Source organism: Nocardiopsis sinuspersici (assembly GCF_001998325.1).
Taxonomy (GTDB): domain Bacteria; phylum Actinomycetota; class Actinomycetes; order Streptosporangiales; family Streptosporangiaceae; genus Nocardiopsis; species Nocardiopsis sinuspersici.
Genome location: NZ_MCOK01000001.1, coordinates 5145547 through 5165227, shown reverse-complemented (window position 1 = coordinate 5165227; position 19681 = coordinate 5145547). Strand labels below are relative to the sequence as shown.

Genomic DNA, 19681 nt, shown 5'->3' with positions numbered 1-19681 from the left:
TGAGGACACGGCCCTGGTGGATCCCACCGTCCGGTGAGAGGGTGGGCTTCCGCCACGCGCCACGCGCCGACCCGACCCGCGGTACGGGGAAGACGGTATCTTCGGGTGGAGTGGTAGGACGCCGCGGTTGTCCCGCGTCCACCCGACCCGCGTACGCAGTGTGTGCCGTGCGGGCACTTTTCGTCCGTCCCCTCCACCGCAGCCCGGTGGGACGGCTCCCTGGACCCGAATCAGGAAACCGGTCAAGCGTTGCGTCGATTTGCCTTCGCGACGGTGGTCACGGCCATGACCACCGCGCTGTTCCCGATACCGGCCACGCCCGCGCACGCGGAGCCCGAGAACGACGGGGCCGCGGAGCCGCTCGTCGTCGAGCGTGTCACGCCGGACGCCGCCGACGAGGACAGCACCCTGCGGGTCACGGGCGAGGTGACCAACACCACCTCCGAGAGCCTCCACGACGTCACCGTGCGGATCCGCTACTCGCGGCACCCCTTCAGCGACCGCGAGGAGCTGGACGGGTTCGCCTCGGGCCAGGGCTGGCAGCCCGACGCCCGGGGGCCGGACGAGGACGTCACCGGGGAGCTGTCGCCCGGGGCCGGCGAGGGGTACTCCCTGAGCGTGCCGGTCGAGGAGCTCGAACTGGCCTCCTACGGCGTGTACCCCCTCGTCGTCGAGGCGGTGGACGGCGACGGGAGCGTCGTCGGCGCCCAGCACACCTTCCTCCCCTACACGGGCGGGAAGGACGAGGACGTGCCCTCCGTCGACATCGCCTGGGTGTGGCCGCTGATGGCACCGCCCCAGCGCGCGGACGAGGACACCTTCCTCAGCGACGACCTGCACCGGGCCGTCACCGCCGACGGCCGCCTGGGCCGCCTGCTGGCCGCGGGCGCGCAGACGCCGCTGTCCTTCGAGGCCGGTGACGGGGACCTGGCCGAGGAGCTCGGCCTGAACGAGACCCCCGGGGATCCGCCCACGGACGGCGGCGCCACCGCGGAGGAGACCGCCGAGGCCCTGCCCACCGAGGAGGCCACCGAGGGCGGGGAGGCGGACACCGAGGACGGCGGCGGCGCCCAGGAGGAGCCGGAGGACGCCGACGGCGCCGAGGGCGTCCCCGTCACCTGGGCGGTCGACCCCGGCACGCTCGACGACATCCTCCGTATGGCCAGCGCCGACCACGAGGTCCTGGAGGACGCCCTCACCGTGCCCGCCGAGGGCGAGCCGGTCCGGCACGGCACCCCGGTGAGCGAGGCCGCCCAGGTGTGGCTGCGCGAGGCGCGCGGCGTGCTGGCCCAGGAGACCGTGGTGGCCACCCCCTACGCCAACAGCGACCTGGCCTCCCTGCTGCGCAACGACATGGACGCCGACGCCGAGGCCTCCCTCCGGGTCGCCCAGGAGGCGGTCCTGCGGACGCTGGGGCTGGAGGCGGACGAGACCTTCGCCCTGCCCCCGAACGGCCTGATGGACCAGAGCGTCTACGAACTGCTCGCCACGCACGGCGCCACCCGCTTCCTGCTGGACGAGAGGGCCGTGCCCACGGCCTCCTGGGCGTCCACGACTCCCGGCGCGCAGGCCCCGCTGCCCGAGGCGGAGACCGAATCCGACGAGGAGCCCTTCGCGCTGGTCTCCGACTCCGGGATCGCCGACGTGCTGTCCATGCCGACGCGGGGACCCGGCCAGTCCGAGCTCGCCCTCCAGCGCTTCGCCGCCGAGACCGCGATGATCGCGGGCGAGGACTCCGCGGGCGACCGGGTGGTCGTCGCCTCACCGGACTCCGGGTGGAACCCCGGCCAGGAGTTCGCACAGGGTGTACTGGCCGCCTCCGACGACCTGCCGTGGCTGTCCCCGAAGCCGCTGGACTCGATCGAAATGCCCGTCCCCGAGGAGCGCGAGGATGTCCGTGGGCCCCTCGACTACCCCGACAGCGCGGCCGAGGGGGAGCTCAGCTCCACCTACCTGGACCAGGTCCAGGACGTGAGCCGGGACGTGCGGCTGTTCAACAGCATCCTGGTCGACGACAGCGACCCGTTCCGTCCGGCGCTGCTGCGCCTGGAGTCGGTGTACTGGCGGGAGAAGGAGGCCCTGGCGGGCCTCACCCGCTCCCTGGTCGCGGAGACGGTGCGGGACCGCACGAACGACGTGCGGGTCATCCCCGGTGAGCCGGTCACCCTGGCCAGCCGGACCGGTACCACCGGCATCCTGGTCGCCAACGACCTGGAGGACGAGGCCGTGTTCGTGCACCTGTCGGTCTTCTCGGAGAACTCCGAGCGGCTGAGCGTCGGCGAGTACAACCACTCCTTCGAGATCGCGCCCGGCGCCAAGACCACGGTGTACGTGCCGCTGTCGGCGCGGATCAACGGCCGCACGGTCCTGAACGTGAGCCTGCAGAACGCCGAGGGCGAGCCGATCAGCCAGGCCACCGAGATCCCGGTGAACGCCACCGGTCTGGGCACCCAGGCGCTGATCATCAGCGGTATCGGCATGCTGATCCTGATCGCCGCGCTGGCCCCGCGCGCGCTGCGCAAGTGGGTGCGCGGGAGGTCGCGGCCCGGTGCCCCCGCCGAGGAGGCCTCCGCCGGGGAGGACCAGGACGGCGGGGCTCCCGGCGACGGGACTCCCGGCGGCGGTACCCCCGGCGGCGGTACCCCCGGCGACGGAGCCCCCGGCGACGGAGCCCCCGACAGCGGTACCCCCGGCGACGGGGCTCCGGGCGAGGAGGACCGGGGCGAACGCGCCTCGGACGATGACGTCCCCGGCGGCTCCCCGGAGGAGACCCGGGAGGCCGGCCGGGACGGCGGCGGGCAGGACCCCGAGGACCGGGACCCGGACTCGCCGCACCCGGAGGGCCAGGACTCCGCCGCGGTGCCCGAGAGGGACCACGCGGAGCGGAACACGGGCGGCAGGGGAAAGTGACCCCGCGCCCCGGCTGACCGGTGGGTGACACGGCCCCTTACCGACAGGACGCCATGTCGACACACCCATACGTCTCCATGCCGGTACACGCCGCACGTGTACCCGAGCCGCGGAAGCCGAACGACGGCGCCGCGGCCGGACATTCCCCAGTCGGACGAAAGGAACCCTGATCCACGGTGGTCACCGACTCTTCGAGCGACGGCGGGCAGCACCGCCGTTCCCCCCAGTCCGAGGACCCGCTCCCGGGCGAGACCGCGACCCGCCCCGGCGGCGGCCCCGTGCCGTCCTTCGAGGACGGCAAGCTGCCGAGAACAGCCACGGCGCCCGAGTCCGACCCCTCCTCCGACACCGCGGCCGGTGACGACGACGGCTCCGGCCGGGGGCCGGGCACCGGCTTCGACGCGGACTCCGACAGCGGCCCGGACTCCGGCGGCGGCATGATGCGCTCCAGCGTCATCATGGCCGTGGGCACCCTGGCCTCCCGGATCACCGGGTTCGCCCGCACCATCGTGCTCGCCGCGGCCATCGGCACCCACCTGCTCGGTGACGCCTACCACACCGCGCACACGATCCCGTTCATCCTCAACGACCTGCTCATCGGCGGGCTGATGGCCAGCGTCATCATCCCGTTCCTGGTCAAGCGGCGCAAGAACGACGCGGACGGCGGCAGGGCCACCGAGAACCGCCTGTTCACCACCACGGTGCTGGCGCTGTTCGTCCTCACCACGGCCGCGATCCTGGCCGCCGAGCTCCTCATCTGGCTGTACGGATCCCAGTTCACCGAGGCCCAGTTCGACACGTCGGTCTACCTGGCGAGGTTCCTGCTCGCGCAGATCTTCTTCGTGGGCCTGAGCGGCCTGTTGAGCGCCATGCTCAACACCCGGGGGAGGTTCGGCGCGGCCGTGTGGGCCCCGGTGCTCAACAACATCGTCATCATGTCCGTGGCCGGGATGTTCCTGCTGGTCGCCGGCCCCGGACGCACCCCGGAGACCGTCACCGAGGGCCAGCTCGTCCTGCTGGGCGCGGGTACCGCGGGCGGCATGGTGCTCCAGGCGCTCGTGCTGTTCGTCGCCCTCACCCGAACCGGCTACCGCTGGCGCCCCCGCCTGGACCTGCGCGGCTCCGGGCTCGGCGAGGCCGTGCGCACCGCCGGGTGGATGATGCTCTACACCCTCCTCACCCAGGCGGGGCTGTGGATCACCACCAACATCGCCAACGCCGCGAACGTGGCGAGCATCAGGCAGGGCCTCGACGTCGGTGCGGGCATCAGCGCCTACAACCTGGCGTACCAGCTCTTCCAACTGCCGTACGCGATCATCGCGGTCTCCCTCATCACCGTGCTCCTGCCCAGGATGAGCGCCCACGCCGACGACCACGACTGGGACTCGGTGCGCTCGGACTTCTCCCGCACACTGCGCACCTCCGCGTTCGTCCTGGTGCCGACCGCGTTCGCGGTGGCGATGTTCGCCGAGCCGCTGGCCGTCCTGGCGTTCGCCCGCGGCTCCACCTCGGTGGCCGACGCGGTCAACATCGGGCAGATCCTCGCGGTCATGTCGCTGGGCCTGGTGCCGTTCACCGTGTTCCAACTGATGCTGCGCGTGTTCTTCGCCATGGGCGACACCCGTACCCCCGCGATGATCGCCATCGCCAACCTGGCCGTCCACAGCGGTCTGGCCCTGGCCTCCTACCTGCTGCTTCCCCCGGCCAACGTGGTCGTGGGCGTGGCCGCGGGCTTCATGGTCTCGTTCCTGTCCGGCCTGACCATCGCCGGCATGGTGCTGAGCCGGCGCATCGGGGGTCTTGACGGAAGGCACATCCTTGGCACAATGTTGCGCCTGCACCTGGCCGTCCTTCCGAGCATCGCGGCCGGACTGGGTGTGCTCTGGGCCTTCGACTCCTATGTCGGCCCCGGCCTGGCCACCTACGTCGGTGCCCCGGTCGCCGGGTGCGCCCTCGGCGCACTGCTCTTCCTCGGCTCCGCGCGGCTGCTGCGCGTTCCGGAGCTGAGCGCGGCGGTGGAACTGGTCCGCGGCCGCCTGCGTCGTTGATGCCGTAACCGTCCTCCCCGGCCCTGACCCGCCGAGGCCCCAAGCCGCCAGCCCGAGAGTAAGGACAGCCCGACGGTGTCCAGCGACCAGTCACAACACGTGCCTCCGGCGGAGGCCGACCCGCCGGGGGGCCGCGACCTCCGTCGGCGGCACATGGTCATGCCGGAGGACGTGCTCGACACCTACGAGCACGACGAGCCGGACACCGAGCCCGAGACGGGGCTGAGGACGCTTCGGGACCCGAGCGACATCGGTGACGTGGGCACCGCGGACAGGGCCGGCCTGGAGGACGGCGACGAGATCGGCGGCAGCGCCCACACCGCGCCGGGCAACATCGCCAAGTCCAGCGCGGTCATGGCGCTGGGCACCGTCGTCTCCCGGGTGACGGGGTTCGTCCGCACCATCATCCTGGCGGCGGCGATCGGCACCCAACTGCTGGGCGACGCCTACCAGACGGCGGGCATGGTCCCGTACATGGTCTACGACCTGCTCATCGGCGGGTTGCTGGCGAGCGTGTTCGTGCCGTTCCTGGTCAAGCGGCGCAAGCTGGACGCCGACGGCGGGAACGGGATCGAGCAGCGCCTGGTCACGCTGATGCTGCTGGCGCTGTTCGCGCTCACCCTGGTGTCGGTGCTGATCGCGGAGTGGTTCATCCGGATCTACGCGGGCGGGTTCTCCGGGGACCAGTACGAGGTCTCGGTCGTCCTGGCCCGCTACCTGGTCACGCAGATCTTCTTCATCGGCGCGAGCGGCCTGGCCAGCGCGATGCTCAACGCGCGCAACAGGTTCGGCGCACCCATGTGGGCGCCGGTGCTGAACAACCTGGTCATCATCGGCGTCGGCCTGTGGTTCCTGGAGCTGGCGGGGCCGGGCCGGGACCCGTCGAGCGTGACCTCCGGCGAGCTGATGCTGCTGGGACTGGGCACGGCCGCCGGCCAGGTCGTCCAGGCCGCCGTCCTGGTGTGGGCGCTGGCCGCTGCGGGCTTCCGCTGGCGGCCCCGCCTGGACCTGCGGGGCTCGGGACTGGGCGAGGCGGCCGGCGCCGCCTCGTGGATGATGCTCTACATCGTCGTGGCGCAACTGGGCGCGCTCGTGTCCACCAACGTGGCGACGCGGGCCGGTGCCCGCGCCGCCGAGGCGGGCTTCGACTCCGGCGCGGGTATCGCGGCGTACAAGTTCGCGTCGATGCTGTTCCAGCTTCCGTACGCGGTCATCGCGGTCTCGGTGATCACCGCTCTGCTGCCGCGTATGAGCGAGCACGTCGCGGCGGGCCGCAAGGACCAGGTGCGCAGCGACTTCTCGCGCGGCTTCCGGCTGTCGTCGGTACTGATCGTGCCGATCTCGGTCGCGATGATCGTCTTCGCGATCCCGTTCTGCGTGCTGATCTACGCGCAGGGCAGCACGAGCGCGCAGGACGCTGCGGCGATCGGGCGGATCCTCATGGTCTTCTGCCTGATGCTGATCCCGTTCACGCTGTTCCAGCTCCAGATGCGCGTGTTCTACGCGCTGGGCGACACCCGGACCCCGGCCCTGGTGTCGATCCCCGCCGAGACCGCCCACGCCGTCACCGCGGTCGGCCTGCTGTTCCTCGTGGAGCCGCAGTACGTCGTGGTGTGGCTGCCGGTGCCCTACGGCCTGTACTACGTCGTGGGCTCCGTCACCATGTGGTTCCTGCTGCACCGGCGGCTGAACGGCCTGGACGGCCGCCGGACCGCGGCCACACTGTTCAGGCTGTACCTGGCGACCGTCCCGGCAGCGGTCTTCGGGGCGGTGATGATCCACCTCTTCCGGGACCTGCCGGGCGACGTCTGGCCCGCTCTGACGTCGATGGCGGCGGGCGGTGCCGTCGGTGCAGTACTGTTCGTGCTCACCGCCAGATTTCTCAATGTGACCGAAGTCACGTCATTCCTCGATTTGCTCAAAACACGACTGCTACGCCGCTGATCACCAGGAACAGACGATGTTGGGTGGTCATGTGCCGTTACGCCCCAGAAGGTGGATGAGTACCCGATGCCCTCCGAAGATGCTGTTCAGGCGTCCTAGCATGGACAGGCATCGCTTTACCGCTACAGCAATGTTCATCCGAGCTGCCCGAAGGGAGGCTGGGGACAGCAGTCAGGGCCGACCCCCACGCACGTACCCCGTACCGCTCCGGTCCACAGGTGACCGCGGAGCCCGGGAACGCGCGCAACAACGGCACTGGCACCCGTCACTCCCATCATGAGCACCTTCCTCATCGAACCCGGGGCGAAGCTGGCCAACCGCTACCGCCTCGACCAGGTGGTGAGCGAGACCGGCGGAGCCACCCGCTGGAAGGCCACCGACGAGACCCTCGCGCGACCCGTCGCGGTGTGGACCTTCACCGAGGGCTTCCCGCGCACGTCCGAGGTCGTGCGCGCCGCCCGGGCCACGAGCCGCATCCCCGACGCCCGCGTCACACAGGTCTTCGACGCGGACGACTCCGCCCCCGTCCCCTACGTCGTCGAGGAGTGGGTCATCGGCTCCTCCCTCGCCGACCTCCTCGCGCAGGGCCCCATGGAGTCCGAGCGCGCCGCCGGCCTGGTCGCCGAGGCGGCCGAGGCCATCGCCGCCGCGCACGCGGGGGGCCTGCACCACCTGTGCCTGACCCCGAGCAAGCTCATGTGGAGCAGCGGGGGCGCGGTCAAGGTGACCGGCATCGGCGTGGACGCCGCACTGCTGGGCAACGGTGTCGCCGACCCCGCGGCGGCCGACGCCCAGGGCCTGGGCAACCTGCTCTACGCGGCGCTCACCGGGCACTGGCCCGGCGGCCCGCAGAGCGGCCTGCCCGCCGCGCCGCAGGGTTCGGCGGGCCCCTACCCGCCGCACCAGATCCGGCGGGGCATCACCGAGCCCCTGGGAACCATCACCACGCGCGCGGCCCTGCCGCACCTCGCGGGGCAGGTGGTGCCCGGACCGCCGATCACCTCCCCCGCCGAGTTCTGCGCGGCCATGGCCGAGGTGCCCCGGCTCATCCCCCTCCCCGTCTCCCCCGCCGAGTCGACCCCGCCGCCCGAGCCGGGGACCTCCCGCCGCACCGGCGAGTTCGACAGCACAGGCTCCGGTCCCCGCCGCAGCGCCCGCAACGGCGCGGCGGCGCAGCGGGGCGGAGGCGCCCAGCGGGGCGGGAGCACGCACAGGAGCGAGGACGTACAGCGCGCGGAGCGCCCGGCCCCCTCCCGGATGGACCGGCGGGACGCCCGCGCACAGCCCTCCGCCAGGAAGCTCCTGATCGGCGCGCTCGCGGTGGTGCTGTTCGCCGCCGTGGTCGCGGGCGCCTGGACGGTCGGGGTGATGATGCGCTCCAGCGGAGACGACACCTCTTCCGGTGGCGGCGCCGCGGAGGAGACACAGGACGACGGTCCCGAGTTGAGCGGCCTGGAGATCGCCGGCGCCGAGGGCTTCGACCCGCTGCCGGGCGGCGACGGCGAGGAGCACTCGGAGAACGCCCCGAAGGCCTACGACGGCGACCCCTCCACCGGTTGGAGCACCCAGGGCTACTGGGACCCCTTGGAGATGCAGAAGGGGGGCGTCGGCCTGCTGCTGGACCTGGGCTCCAGCCAGGAGGTCCACGAGGTCGTCCTGGAGATGCCCGAACTGGAGTACCCGGTGGAGATCCGGGTCGGCGACGACAAGTCGGTCGGCGACCAGAGCAGTCTGGACGCCAACCTCCCCGCCGTCACGCAGGAGACGGTGGGCGGCTCCACGACCGTCTCCCTCGACGAGGGCGCGTCCGGGCAGTACGTGCTGATCTGGTTCACGAAGCTGCCCAACGACGACGGCAAATGGCGTGGGACCATCAATGAGGTCGAGGTACGCGGCCTCTGACGGACGCCGATGTGTGGGGATATGTGATCAGCGCTGATGGACGCCGTCCAGGAGCTTCCTGACCGGGAGCTGTTGACGAGGCACGCTCAGGGTGACGACCAGGCCTTCGCGGTCCTGGTGCGTCGTCACCGTGAGCGCCTCTGGGCTGTCGCCGTGCGGATGATGGGCGACCCCGAGGAGGCCTCCGACGCGCTCCAGGACGCGTTCCTGTCCGCGTTCCGCGCCGCCGACCGATTCCGTGGCGAGTCGCAGGTGAGCACGTGGATGCACCGGATCGTGGTGAACGCCTGCCACGACCGGCTGCGCCGCCGCAAGGTGCGCCCGGCCACCCCCACCGAGGACTCGACCCTGGACGTGATGTCCAACGAGCGGCTCGGCCGCATGGGCGGCGCCCCGGACCACGCCTCGCAGACGGAGGCGCGCATGGACGTGCACGCCGCCCTGGAGCTGCTCCCGCTGGACCAGCGCATGGCACTGACCCTCGTGGACATGCTCGGCTACCGCGTGGAGGAGGCCGCCGAGATCCTGGACGTCGCGTCGGGGACGGTCAAGAGCAGGTGTGCGCGAGGTCGCGCCAAACTTCTGCCCTCACTGGCCCATCTGAGGAACCCTCAGCACCCCGGAGACGTCACAACTGGGAGAGGAGGTGCCAACCCATCGTGACGTCCCACCCAGATGTGGAGGCACTCGCATTCTTCGCCGAGGAGCTTCTGGAGCCCGACGAGGAACGCACCGTCGCATCCCACATAGACACCTGCGCGACCTGCGCGTCGACCCTGGACGAACTGACCGGGGTCGGCGAGGCGCTGGCCGCCGCACCGGCTCCCGCCATGCCCCGGGACGTCGCCGACCTCCTCGACCGGCGCATCGCCGAGGCGGTGCGCGAACGCGCCGCCGAGAGCCCCGCGAGAGACGACGCGGCTCCCGCCGCCGGGGCCCCGGCCTCCGGCGCCACGGTGGTCCCCCTCTCCCGCAGGCGCAGGCGCGGGCACGGTCCGGGCTTCATGCCGAAGCTGATGATGGTGGCCGCCGCCGCGGTCGTCATCGGTGGCGGCGGCGCGGCCGTGTTCAACGGCATGCTCTCCCCGGCCGCGGACCAGTCCAGTGGCGTCGCCGCCCCGCTCCAGGAGGAGGGGGGCGGGGAGGCCGCTCCGGAGGCCGCTCAGTCCTACACGCCGCAGGTGGTGCGGAGCGAGACCGTCTACACCGACGCGTCCCTGCCCGAGCAGGCCGCCCTGACGCTCGACCGGTCCCCCGTGGGGGGCGCGCCCTCCTCCGAGGGCGTCGAGCCCATGGCTCCGGTGGAGCCCGTGCCCGCCGGGGTGGAGGAGTGCGCCCTGCTTCTCGGCGAGGAGTTCGGGACGCGCTTCACCCTGGTGGACGACGCCTCCTACGGCGACGGGGGCTCCCGGGCATGGGTGCTGTTCGCTCCCCGGGGCGAGCGGTACGAGGTGTACGTGGTCGACCCGCGCTGCGCCCAGGGCGGCGACACGGCGAAGAGCGTCCTCGACCAGGGGACCGTCCAGGCCCCCTGAGACCCCGGAGAGCCGCCGGGGTGACGTGTCGACGTACGGACGTGTCGACGTGTCGACGTGTCGACGTGTCGACGTGTGGGCGTGTCCCCACGGCGACCTGTCGACGCGTTCCGACCCTCCCCTCACCCGCCGGGGCGGACCAGACCCGTCTCGTAGGCGATCACCACCAGGCCCACCCGGTCGCGGGCCCCGAGCTTGGCCAGCACACGGCCCACGTGGGTGCGGGCGGTCGCCGGGCTCAGGTGTAGCTCGGCGCCGATCTCCTGGTTCGACATGCCCCGGCCCACCAGTGCGAGCACGTCCCGCTCCCGGCCGGTCAACACGTTCAGGCGGGCCGCCGCCTCCGGATCGACCGAGGTGTCGGCGAGCCGCTCGATCACCCGGCGGGTGACCCCCGGGGAGAGCAGTGCCTCCCCCGCCGCGACCGTGCGCACCGCCTCCCTGAGCTCCCCGGGGCCGGCGTCCTTGAGCAGGAAGCCGGAGGCGCCCAGCCGGAGCGCGGCGAACACGTTGTCGTCCTCGCCGAACGTGGTGAGGACCACCACACGGGTGCGCCGGTCCGTCGACGTGTCGACATGTCCCCCTGGCGACCTGTCGGCCCGGCGCCCCAGTTCACGGAGCACGGCGAGCCCGTCCATCGCGGGCATCTGGAGGTCGAGCAGGACCACGTCCGGCCGGTACCGGTCGATGTCCACGAGCGCCTCGCGGCCGTTCCCGGACTCGGCGACCACCCCGATCCCCCCGTCCCGTTCCAGCAGGGCGCGCACACCGGTGCGCACCAGGGGCTGGTCGTCCACGAGCAGGACCCGGATCACCGGTCACCCCCGAGGGGCAGCCGTGCGTGCACACCGAACCCGCCCCCGGGCCTGGGACCCGCCTCCACCGATCCGCCGACCAGGCGCACCCGCTCGCGCATCCCCGCCAGTCCGCTGCCGGCCGGGGAGCCGGCCGGTGCGGCCGGCCCGTCGTCGGTCACCGTCACGTCGAGCACTCCGTCCTCCCTCGTGAAGCCCACCCGCGCCCGGCGGGCGCGGGCGTGGCGCAGCGTGTTGGTGAGCGCCTCCTGGACGATCCGGTAGGCGGTCGCGTCCACCATGCCCGGCACCTCCCCCGGCTCCGGGGCGCCGGACACCGCCACGTCCACCCCGGCCGCGCGGACCGTCTCCACCAGTTCGCCCAGGTGCGCCAGGGACGAGACCCGGTCCTCGCCCGGGTCGGCGTCGCGCAGCGCGCGCACGGTGGCGCGCAGTTCGCGCAGTCCGGCCCGGGCCGCCTGCGCGACGTGCTCCAGCTCGGACCGGGCGCCGGGCACGTCCGCGGGGTCGTCGCCGAGGGCCTCGGCGGCCACCGCCGTGTGCAGGGACACCACGGACAGGTGGTGTCCCACGGCGTCGTGCAGGTCCCGGGCGATGCGGGTGCGTTCGAGCGCCAGGCGCTCGGCCGACTCCGACTCGCGCGCCTGCCGGTCCAGAGCGGTGATCCGCGCACGCTGGAGGTCGGACCGGCGGCGCTGCCACTGCACGTGGCCCAGGGCGACGGCGGCGCCCATGACGGCCACGGTGGAGGCCAGTTCGTACCCCAGGAGGTAGGCGGGGTCCTGCCCCTCCCCCAGGCGCGCCGCGGTGGAGATCCCCACCAGGGCGGCCGCGGCGGAGGCGGCCCAGGAGGCCCGGCCCGCCTCCGCCGCCGAGTACAGCGCGGCGGCCACCGGGACCGCCAGGCCGATGGTCGGCAGGTCGAGCACGTAGTTGGCGATGACCAGGACCGAGGTGGCCGCCAGGACCGCGACCGGCCGGTGGCGGCGGACCAGCATGAGCGCGCCGAGCACGGCGGCCATCGCGTAGCCCAGGGGCAGGTTCCCCCTGTCGCTGACGTCGGACCCAACGGCGATCGCCACCACGGCGAAGACGGCGAACCCGAGGAGCGCGTCGACGACGAGGCCTTGGCGGTCACTGGACATGCGCCGATTCTACGGAGCGGGTCCCCGCCCGGCCCGGGACCACGGGCCCGCGCCGCTACGCGTCCGGACGTAGGGCGTGGGGGCCGGGGCGCGTAGGGGCCGGGGTCCCCCGGCGAACGCGCGGGCGGGGCCGCGTCCCTAGCGTCGGAGGCGTCCCCGTTCCGTGCGCCGGCCAAGGACCGCACCAGTCGCACACCACGTCGGCCACGAACCGCACCAGTCACAGACACGAGTCCGCGAGGTAGCCGTGAGCCAGCAGCCGACACCGTCCGAACCGCGCTCCGCCGGTCCGTTCTCCGACGTCCCGTGGGCGCTGGTACTGGGACTGGGGGCCCTCGCCCTGCTGCGCCCCCTGCTCAGCATCACCGGCGTCACCGAGAGGCTGGGCTGGAGCCCCTTCCTCCAGTGGGGGACGACCGCCCTCGTCACCCTCGTCTGGGTGGCCGCGGTGGTGGTCGCCCGCGTCCCGCGCCCGCTGATCACCCTGGTGTACACGGGGCTGGCCTACGCGGTGTTCGCGACCGTGCTGAGCGCGGTCCTGTCCCCGATCATGCTCGGAGAACTCCGGGGGCCGGCCACCAACCCGTTCGCCCTCGTCGCCGTGCTGGCCGTGAACGCCCTGTGGGGGCTCGTCGCGGGCGCGGTCGCCCTGGCGGCACGGTCGGCCCTGGGGAGCCGCCGGAGCGGCACCTGAGGGGCTTCTGGGCGGGCCCGGCCGGGCGCGGGGCCGACGCCCGGCCCGAGAGCGGCCCGAGTACGGCCGCCCATACCCCTCCCCCGTAATCCGGCGGGGTCCTTTCGGGAATGCCCTGCGCCTACCATCGGTTGTGCTAACCATCTTCCCCTGGGGTCACACCGCGTGGCCAGGGCTGTGACTGTGTGAAGGGCCTAAGCGTGAGTGACGTCCGCAATGTCATCATCATCGGTTCCGGACCGGCGGGTTACACCGCCGCCGTGTACGCCGCCCGTGCCGAGCTGCGCCCCCTCGTGTTCGAGGGCTCCATCACCGCCGGCGGGGCGCTCATGAACACCACCGACGTCGAGAACTTCCCCGGCTTCCCCGACGGCATCATGGGCCCCGACCTGATGGACCACATGCGCAAGCAGGCCGAGCGGTTCGGCGCCGAACTGGTCCCGGAGGACGTCACCTCCGTGGACCTGACCAAGCCGGTCAAGGAGGTCGTCGCGGGCGGTGAGACCTTCCTCGCCCACACGGTCATCCTCTCCACTGGCTCCGGCTACCGCGAGCTGGGCGTGCCCGGTGAGAAGGAGCTCTCCGGACGCGGCACGTCCTGGTGCGCCACCTGCGACGGCTTCTTCTTCCGCGACCAGGACATCGCGGTGGTCGGCGGCGGCGACACGGCCATGGAGGAGGCGCTCTTCCTCACCCGCTTCGCCAGGTCCGTGACCGTGGTCCACCGCCGCGAGGAGCTGCGCGCGAGCCGCATCATGGCCGAGCGCGCGCACGCCAACGACAAGATCAGCTTCCTGTGGAACTCGGAGGTCACCGAGGTCCTGGGCAAGGAGCGCGTCACCGGCCTGAGCATCCTCGACAACAAGACCGGCGAGTCCAGCACGCTGGACGTGACCGGCCTGTTCGTCGCGATCGGCCACGACCCGCGCGTCGAGCTGTTCGACAAGCAGGTCGAGCTCGACGACGAGGGCTACGTGAAGGTGGACTTCCCGTCCACCCGCACCAACCTCGAAGGCGTCTTCGCCGCGGGCGACGTGGTCGACCACCAGTACCGGCAGGCGGTCACCGCCGCGGGAACCGGCTGCGCCGCCTCCCTCGACGCCGAGCGCTACCTCGCCGAGCACGGCAGCTGACCACGGCGGGCCCTCCCGGAGGACCCGCCCCCAGGCCCCCGTCACCACGGTTTCGTCGAACCAAGGAGAACCATGTCCACTGTCAAGCACGTCACCGACTCCACCTTCAAGGAGGAGGTCCTCGCCAGCGACAAGCCGGTCCTGGTGGACTTCTGGGCCGACTGGTGCGGCCCGTGCAAGCAGATGGCCCCGGTCCTGGACAAGCTGGCCGACGAGTACGGCGACAAGATCGCGATCGTCAAGCTGAACACCGACCAGAACCCCGAGACGCCGCGTGCGTACAACGTCATGTCCCTGCCGACGATGAACGTCTACAAGGACGGCGAGGTCGTCAAGCAGCTCATCGGCGCCAAGCCCAAGCGCGTCCTGGAGAAGGAGCTGGCCGACTTCCTGTAACCGTCGGCCGACGTACGAGAGGCCCCCGGAGCGTTCCGGGGGCCTCTCGTGTGTCGGCGGGAGTCACCGGCGTGCCCCGCGACCGGAGGGCTCGGTGTTTCACGTGAAACACCGAGCCCTCCGGTCCCTCCACCGCTCCACCGCTCCACCGCTCCACCGCTCCACCGCTCCACCGCTCCACCGGACGGTAGGACCGCCGGACAGCGGAACGGCCGTGTTTCACGTGAAACACGGCCGCCGGAGGTCAGGAGGAGTCAGGAGTCCAACTGCTTGATGATGCGCTCCAGGTCATCCAACGTCGCGAACTCCACGACGATCTTGCCCTTCCGCTTACCGACGTCCACCTTCACCGAGGTGTCCAACCGGTCTCCCAGACGCGTCGCCCACTCCTCCACCTGGGGCGGAGGGGCCGACTTCGCGGCAAGGCGGCGCGTACGCTCCTCCTTCTCGACCGCGTGCCCCTTGTCGTGCAGGTCGACGATCTCCTCCAGGGAGCGGACCGAGATCCCCTCCCCGACCACGCGTGTGGCCATGCGCTCCTGGAGGTCGGGGTCCTCCAGGCGCAGCAGCGCCCTCGCGTGCCCGGCGCTGAGCACACCGGCGGACACGCGTGTCTGCACCTTCGGCGTCAGGTTCAGCAGGCGCAGGGTGTTGGTGATGTGCGAACGGGAGCGGCCGATCCGCTGGGCCAGTTCCCCGTGGGTGGAGCCGAAGTCGTCCAGAAGCTGCTGGTACGCCGCCGCCTCCTCCAGGGGGTTGAGCTCCTGCCTGTGCAGGTTCTCCAGGAGGGCGTCCCGGAGCAGGTCGTCGTCATCGGTGCTCCGGACGATCGCGGGGATCCGATCGAGGTCGGCCTCCTTGCTCGCCCGCCACCGGCGCTCACCCATGACGAGTTCGTAGCCGACCTCCTCACCCGGCGGCAGCTTCCGCACGACCACCGGCTGGAGCAGGCCGACCTCGGCGATCGAGTCCCGCAGCTCCTCCAGCGCCTCCTCCGAGAAGTGGACCCGGGGCTGACGCGGATTGGGCCGGATATCGGCGAGTTCGACCTCCTCCAGGTACGTCCCGTCCGGCAGGGTCTCGGGGCCCTCCGGCTCGGGCGCGGGAGTCTCCGTCGCCTCCCGCTCGCTTTCCGACGGCGCCGGGGCCGTCGGTCCCTGCGGGATGAGCGCACCCAGTCCCTTGCCCAGTCCGCGCCGTTGCTGGCTCACCGGCAACTCCACACTCCTCACACATGCTCCACCCGGCGCCGACCGCCGGGGCGTACCGACCTCAGCGGCTGATGCTCTGCGCCCGGTGGGCGATCTCCCGGGCGGCTTCCAGGTAGGCCACCGCACCGGTGGACCCGGGGTCGTAGGTCATCACCGACTGGCCGTAGCTGGGCGCCTCCGACACACGGACGCTACGGGGGATCAGCGTCTCCAGGACGGTGTCCCCGAAGTGCGAGCGCACCTCGTCGGCCACCTGCTGCGCGAGCCGGGTGCGGCCGTCGTACATCGTCAGAAGGATGGTGCTGATCGCCAGCCCCGGGTTCAGGTGGGACTGGACGAGCTCCACGTTGCGGAGAAGCTGCCCCAGGCCCTCCAGGGCGTAGTACTCGCACTGGATCGGAATCATGACCTCGTCGCACGCCACCATCGCGTTGACCGTGAGCAGGCCGAGCGACGGAGGGCAGTCGATGAGGATGTAGTCCAGGTCCGAGGTGTCGTAGGCGTCGAAGGCCCGCTTGAGCCGGGCCTCACGCGCGACGAGCGAGACCAGTTCGATCTCCGCGCCCGCCAGGTCGATGGTGGCCGGGGCACACCACAGGTTGGGGATGTCCGGCACCGGCTGGGCGAGCTTGCGGATCTCCTCGTCCTCCACCAGGCAGTGGTAGATGGACCGGGTCTGGTTGTCCCGTTCCATGCTGAGCGCCGTGGACGCGTTGCCCTGCGGATCGAGGTCGACCACGAGGACACGCTGTCCGTGCATCGCCAGGGCGGCCGCGATGTTGACCGTCGTGGTGGTCTTGCCGACGCCGCCCTTCTGGTTGGCGACGCTGATCACCCGGCAGGACTTGGGCCTGGGCCAGACGTCGTCGTGCCCGCGAACCGCCATGGCCGCCTGGGCGGCACGAGCGAGCGGGGTGTCGGGGACGCCGTAGGAGCCTTGGGGTGACGTTTCACGTGAAACATCGAGCAGGTCTCCAGAGGCCCCCGGGGATGTTTCACGTGAAACATCGGGGTTGTCGGCTGGGTTCTGGGACACGAATGAGTTCACCTCTTCCGTCCGCGCTTCTTCTTGCCGCTCCGCGCCTTCTTCTGTGACCCGGGCACGGGCGGACCACCGTCGGATGTCACCGTGACGCGAACGACCGTGGTAGCTGGATCGACTTTACCCCGCCCCACCCGAATCACATCGCTGACGCTCGGCCGCAGTTTCGAAACGTCTTGCTCGGCGGCCGCCAACTCGGCCTCCGCCTGTTCCCCCTTGAGCGCCAGCAGACTCCCGCCCTTGCGCAGGAGCGGCAGGGCCCATCCCGCGAGCCGCGGCAGGGGGGCGACGGCCCGGGCGGTCACGAAGTCGGTGTACAGCTCGCCGTGGGCCTCCTCGGCCCGGCCGCGCCGCACCTCCACGTTGGGCAGGTCCAGGAGACCGACCGCCTCGTCGAGGAAGACCGTCCTGCGCAGGAGCGGCTCCAGCAGGATCATCCGGATGTCGGGGCGCAGCAGGCCCAGCACCAGGCCGGGCAGTCCGGCGCCAGATCCGATGTCCACCACCTCGGCCCCCTCGGGGAGCAGCTCCTCCACGGCGGCGCAGTTGATGAGGTGGCGCTCCCACAGGCGGGGGACCTCGCGTGGGCCGATCAGCCCCCGCCGCACCCCGTCGTCGGCGAGCAGTTCGGCGTAGCGCCGCGCCTTCGGCAGGGAGTCGCCGAAGACAGCCTCCGCCTGCGCGGGCGGAGCGGGGGGCACGGCGCCGGGCTCCTCAACGCCCGAGGTCATCGGTCACCACCTGTGCACTCGTCCATCATCACTTCCCTACTTGGTTCGCTGCGGCTTCCTCTACACGACGGCGTGCCGATCGGCGAGGGGGAGAGGGTGCGCGGCGGACAGCGTTTCCGCGCGCGAAGGGAAAAGACCCTCCATGATCCTACGCTCGGGGAACACCAGGGTTTCACGTGAAACATCGCCGGCCTGGCGGCGGGGCGACCTTCCCGCACCCGTTCTCTGCGTTCCCCGCCTCAGAACACCCGACACCGGCGGGGAATCCCCGTGGAGGCCGGTGTCGGTGTTTCACGTGAAACACCGGCGCGCCGCCCTCTCCGGCGCCCTCCCACGGACACCCCCCCGGAGCGGCGGCGTGCGTCGTGCGGTGAACTCCATGGCGAGAAGTCGACACAGCCACATGTCGGCGCGACCCGCCGGACCGCCCCATCCGCGGGAGGCCGCCCCGCTCCCGGGGAGGGACACGCGAGGGGAGGGGAACCATCCGCCCACCGCCACGGCGGGACCCTCCGCGCACAGAAGGAGGGGGTGGCGGTGTTTCACGTGAAACACCGCCACCCCCTCCGGGATGGTCGGCCCTACGAGGCGGGATGCACCACCACGTAGCGGTTGGGCTCCTCGCCCTCCGACTCGCTACGCAGGCCGGCGGCGGCCACCGCGTCGTGCACGACCTTGCGCTCGAACGGGGTCATCGGCTCCAGCGGGTGGATCTCGCCGGTCTCCTTGACCTTGTTGGCGGCCTCGGTCCCGATCTGGAAGAGCACCTTGCGGCGTCCCTCGCGGTAGCCGCCGATGTCCAGCATCAGGCGGCTGCGCTCACCGGTCGCCCGGTGCACGGCCAGGCGGGTCAGCTCCTGGAGCGCCTCCAGGACCTCGCCCTGTTCGCCGATCAGCTCGTCGAGGGTGGCGCCGACGACGGAGACCAGCGCACGGTCGCCCTCGACGTCCATGTCGATGTCACCGTCGAAGTCCGCGATGTCGAGGAGTCCCTCGATGTAGTCCGCGGCGATGTCGCCCTCGTTCTCCAGGGCCTCGATGTCGACTCCGGCCTCAGGCGCCTCAGCCACCGCTACTCCACCGCTTTCTTCCTCGCTACTTGCCACAGCGATCCCGTCTCCTCATCCTTCACGCCCTGGCCGTTCGTACGCCTCAGGGGCATTGTCGCCTGCGCACTCGAACATCTCCGCAGCCGGGGTCAAGCGGGGGGCGGGGCCTACTGGGAACCGCCACCGGTGCGCTTGGAACGCGGCTGCTTCTTCGGCTGCTTGCGTTCGATCTTAGGCTGTTCCTTCGGCTCGGGCGTGGATTCCGCCGCCTTCTTTCGGCTGAGCATGCCCTTGGCGGAACCGTTGGAGGAGCCGTTGCCCGCGGCCTTGTCGCCCTCCTGGCCGGGGGCCGGCTGCCTCCGGTAGAGGAAGTGCTGCTGCCCCATGGTCCAGACGTTGGAGGTGACCCAGTAGAGCAGCACACCGACCGGCATCATGAGACCGAAGAGCCCGAAGAGGGGCGCCATGTACATCATGATCTTCTGGGTCTGCATCATGGGGTTGTCGGGCATCTGCGAGACGCTGCGCTTCATGCTCTGGCGCATGGTGAGGAACGTCGTCGTACCCATGACCACACAGGCGAAGGCGATGATGACCTTGGCCATGATCGGGTCGTTGGAACCGAGCGCGGCGAGCTCCTCGGGGGAGCTGTTGAACTGGGCCGCGATGGGCGCCGCGAAGATCAGCGCCGCACGCGCGCTCTCCACCAGTTCCTCGGTGAAGCCGTAGCGCGCGTTGCCCTCGGCCACGCTGCGCAGCACGCTGAAGAGCGCGAAGAAGACCGGCATCTGCAGGAGGAGCGGAAGACAACCCATGATCGGGTTGGTGCCGCTCTCCTGGTAGAGCTTCATGGACTCCCGCTGCAAGCGCTCCTTGTCGTGCTTGTAGCGCTCCCGGAGCTTCGCGATCTTGGGCTGGATGTCCTGCATCTTGCGCTGCGTGTTCATCTGTTTGACGAACAGCGGCACCAGCAGGAGCCGCATCAGCACGGTGAGCAGGACGATCGACAGGCCCCAGGCCCAGCCGCTGTCGGTGTCAAGGCCGATGAAGGTCAGACCCGCGTGGATCTGGACCAAGATCCAGCCGACGATGTTGTAAAGCCAGTCCAGCACCGGCCAACTCCTAT

The 19681-nt window shown here is 71.4% G+C and carries 16 protein-coding genes; 9 read left to right on the top strand and 7 right to left on the bottom strand.

From position 1 onward, the window contains the following. Positions 1 to 249 precede the first annotated feature (249 nt). The 6 genes from NOSIN_RS22305 to NOSIN_RS22280 all read left to right on the top strand — a co-directional run bounded on the left by NOSIN_RS22305 (position 250) and on the right by NOSIN_RS22280 (position 10339). Positions 250 to 2910, top strand: a complete 2661-nt coding sequence (locus NOSIN_RS22305) for a DUF6049 family protein (RefSeq protein WP_227015133.1) — start codon at positions 250 to 252, stop codon at positions 2908 to 2910. A 176-nt stretch (positions 2911 to 3086) separates the two neighbouring features. Beyond that, positions 3087 to 4958, top strand: coding sequence for a murein biosynthesis integral membrane protein MurJ (gene murJ / locus NOSIN_RS22300; RefSeq protein WP_077692609.1), 1872 nt, complete (start codon positions 3087 to 3089; stop codon positions 4956 to 4958). A 153-nt stretch (positions 4959 to 5111) separates the two neighbouring features. Then, positions 5112 to 6902: a murein biosynthesis integral membrane protein MurJ gene (murJ, locus tag NOSIN_RS22295; RefSeq protein ID WP_077693720.1), complete on the top strand. Its 1791-nt coding sequence runs from the start codon at positions 5112 to 5114 to the stop codon at positions 6900 to 6902. A gap of 276 nt (positions 6903 to 7178) precedes the next feature. After that, entirely contained in the window at positions 7179 to 8804 is a 1626-nt protein-coding gene (locus NOSIN_RS22290) for a protein kinase family protein (protein WP_077692608.1), read from the top strand. 36 nt (positions 8805 to 8840) lie between these two features. Beyond that, entirely contained in the window at positions 8841 to 9467 is a 627-nt protein-coding gene (gene sigM / locus NOSIN_RS22285) for an RNA polymerase sigma factor SigM (RefSeq protein WP_077692607.1), read from the top strand. Then, positions 9464 to 10339, top strand: coding sequence for a hypothetical protein (locus tag NOSIN_RS22280; RefSeq protein ID WP_236743414.1), 876 nt, complete (start codon positions 9464 to 9466; stop codon positions 10337 to 10339). The genes sigM and NOSIN_RS22280 overlap by 4 nt, the downstream gene beginning before the upstream one ends. Positions 10340 to 10461: 122 nt before the next feature. On the opposite strand, the gene NOSIN_RS22275 is transcribed toward NOSIN_RS22280, so the two are convergent. After that, positions 10462 to 11154, bottom strand: coding sequence for a response regulator (locus NOSIN_RS22275; protein ID WP_077692605.1), 693 nt, complete (start codon positions 11152 to 11154; stop codon positions 10462 to 10464). After that, on the bottom strand, positions 11151 to 12299 hold the full coding sequence (locus NOSIN_RS22270; protein ID WP_077692604.1) for a sensor histidine kinase: 1149 nt from the start codon (positions 12297 to 12299) through the stop codon (positions 11151 to 11153). The genes NOSIN_RS22275 and NOSIN_RS22270 overlap by 4 nt, the downstream gene beginning before the upstream one ends. Positions 12300 to 12546: 247 nt before the next feature. Here NOSIN_RS22270 and NOSIN_RS22265 point away from each other — a divergent pair, with 247 nt between their 5' ends. The 3 genes from NOSIN_RS22265 to trxA all read left to right on the top strand — a co-directional run bounded on the left by NOSIN_RS22265 (position 12547) and on the right by trxA (position 14522). Then, the gene (locus tag NOSIN_RS22265) at positions 12547 to 12993 is read left to right on the top strand and encodes a hypothetical protein (RefSeq protein ID WP_077692603.1); all 447 of its coding nucleotides are present in this window, start codon (positions 12547 to 12549) and stop codon (positions 12991 to 12993) included. 200 nt (positions 12994 to 13193) lie between these two features. Beyond that, positions 13194 to 14126 (top strand): thioredoxin-disulfide reductase, encoded by a 933-nt coding sequence (gene trxB, locus NOSIN_RS22260; protein WP_077692602.1) that lies wholly within the window; start codon positions 13194 to 13196, stop codon positions 14124 to 14126. Positions 14127 to 14198: 72 nt separating this feature from the next. Further along, positions 14199 to 14522: a thioredoxin gene (gene trxA / locus NOSIN_RS22255; protein WP_077692601.1), complete on the top strand. Its 324-nt coding sequence runs from the start codon at positions 14199 to 14201 to the stop codon at positions 14520 to 14522. Between the two features lie 254 nt (positions 14523 to 14776). On the opposite strand, the gene NOSIN_RS22250 is transcribed toward trxA, so the two are convergent. The 5 genes from NOSIN_RS22250 to yidC form a co-directional block, all read right to left on the bottom strand. After that, on the bottom strand, positions 14777 to 15733 hold the full coding sequence (locus NOSIN_RS22250) for a ParB/RepB/Spo0J family partition protein (protein WP_077693719.1): 957 nt from the start codon (positions 15731 to 15733) through the stop codon (positions 14777 to 14779). Positions 15734 to 15794: 61 nt separating this feature from the next. Beyond that, positions 15795 to 16619 carry a ParA family protein gene (locus tag NOSIN_RS22245; protein WP_171986625.1) on the bottom strand — a complete coding sequence of 275 codons (825 nt, stop codon included), beginning with the start codon at positions 16617 to 16619 and terminating at the stop codon, positions 15795 to 15797. 158 nt (positions 16620 to 16777) lie between these two features. Further along, positions 16778 to 17506: a 16S rRNA (guanine(527)-N(7))-methyltransferase RsmG gene (rsmG, locus tag NOSIN_RS22240; RefSeq protein ID WP_077692600.1), complete on the bottom strand. Its 729-nt coding sequence runs from the start codon at positions 17504 to 17506 to the stop codon at positions 16778 to 16780. Between the two features lie 581 nt (positions 17507 to 18087). Beyond that, positions 18088 to 18576, bottom strand: coding sequence for a Jag family protein (locus NOSIN_RS22235; RefSeq protein ID WP_077692599.1), 489 nt, complete (start codon positions 18574 to 18576; stop codon positions 18088 to 18090). A 146-nt stretch (positions 18577 to 18722) separates the two neighbouring features. Then, positions 18723 to 19667: a membrane protein insertase YidC gene (gene yidC, locus NOSIN_RS22230; RefSeq protein WP_077692598.1), complete on the bottom strand. Its 945-nt coding sequence runs from the start codon at positions 19665 to 19667 to the stop codon at positions 18723 to 18725. Positions 19668 to 19681 lie beyond the last annotated feature (14 nt).

Bases quoted from the DNA above. Each gene is read 5' to 3' on its own strand.
- murJ (WP_077693720.1), top strand. From the start codon at position 5,112: ATGGTCATGCCGGAGGACGTGCTCGACACCTACGAGCACGACGAGCCG.
- NOSIN_RS22290 (WP_077692608.1), top strand. From the start codon at position 7,179: ATGAGCACCTTCCTCATCGAACCCGGGGCGAAGCTGGCCAACCGCTAC.
- sigM (WP_077692607.1), top strand. From the start codon at position 8,841: ATGGACGCCGTCCAGGAGCTTCCTGACCGGGAGCTGTTGACGAGGCAC.
- NOSIN_RS22270 (WP_077692604.1), bottom strand. From the start codon at position 12,299: ATGTCCAGTGACCGCCAAGGCCTCGTCGTCGACGCGCTCCTCGGGTTC.
- trxA (WP_077692601.1), top strand. From the start codon at position 14,199: ATGTCCACTGTCAAGCACGTCACCGACTCCACCTTCAAGGAGGAGGTC.
- NOSIN_RS22245 (WP_171986625.1), bottom strand. From the start codon at position 16,619: ATGGCGGTTCGCGGGCACGACGACGTCTGGCCCAGGCCCAAGTCCTGC.
- rsmG (WP_077692600.1), bottom strand. From the start codon at position 17,506: ATGACCTCGGGCGTTGAGGAGCCCGGCGCCGTGCCCCCCGCTCCGCCC.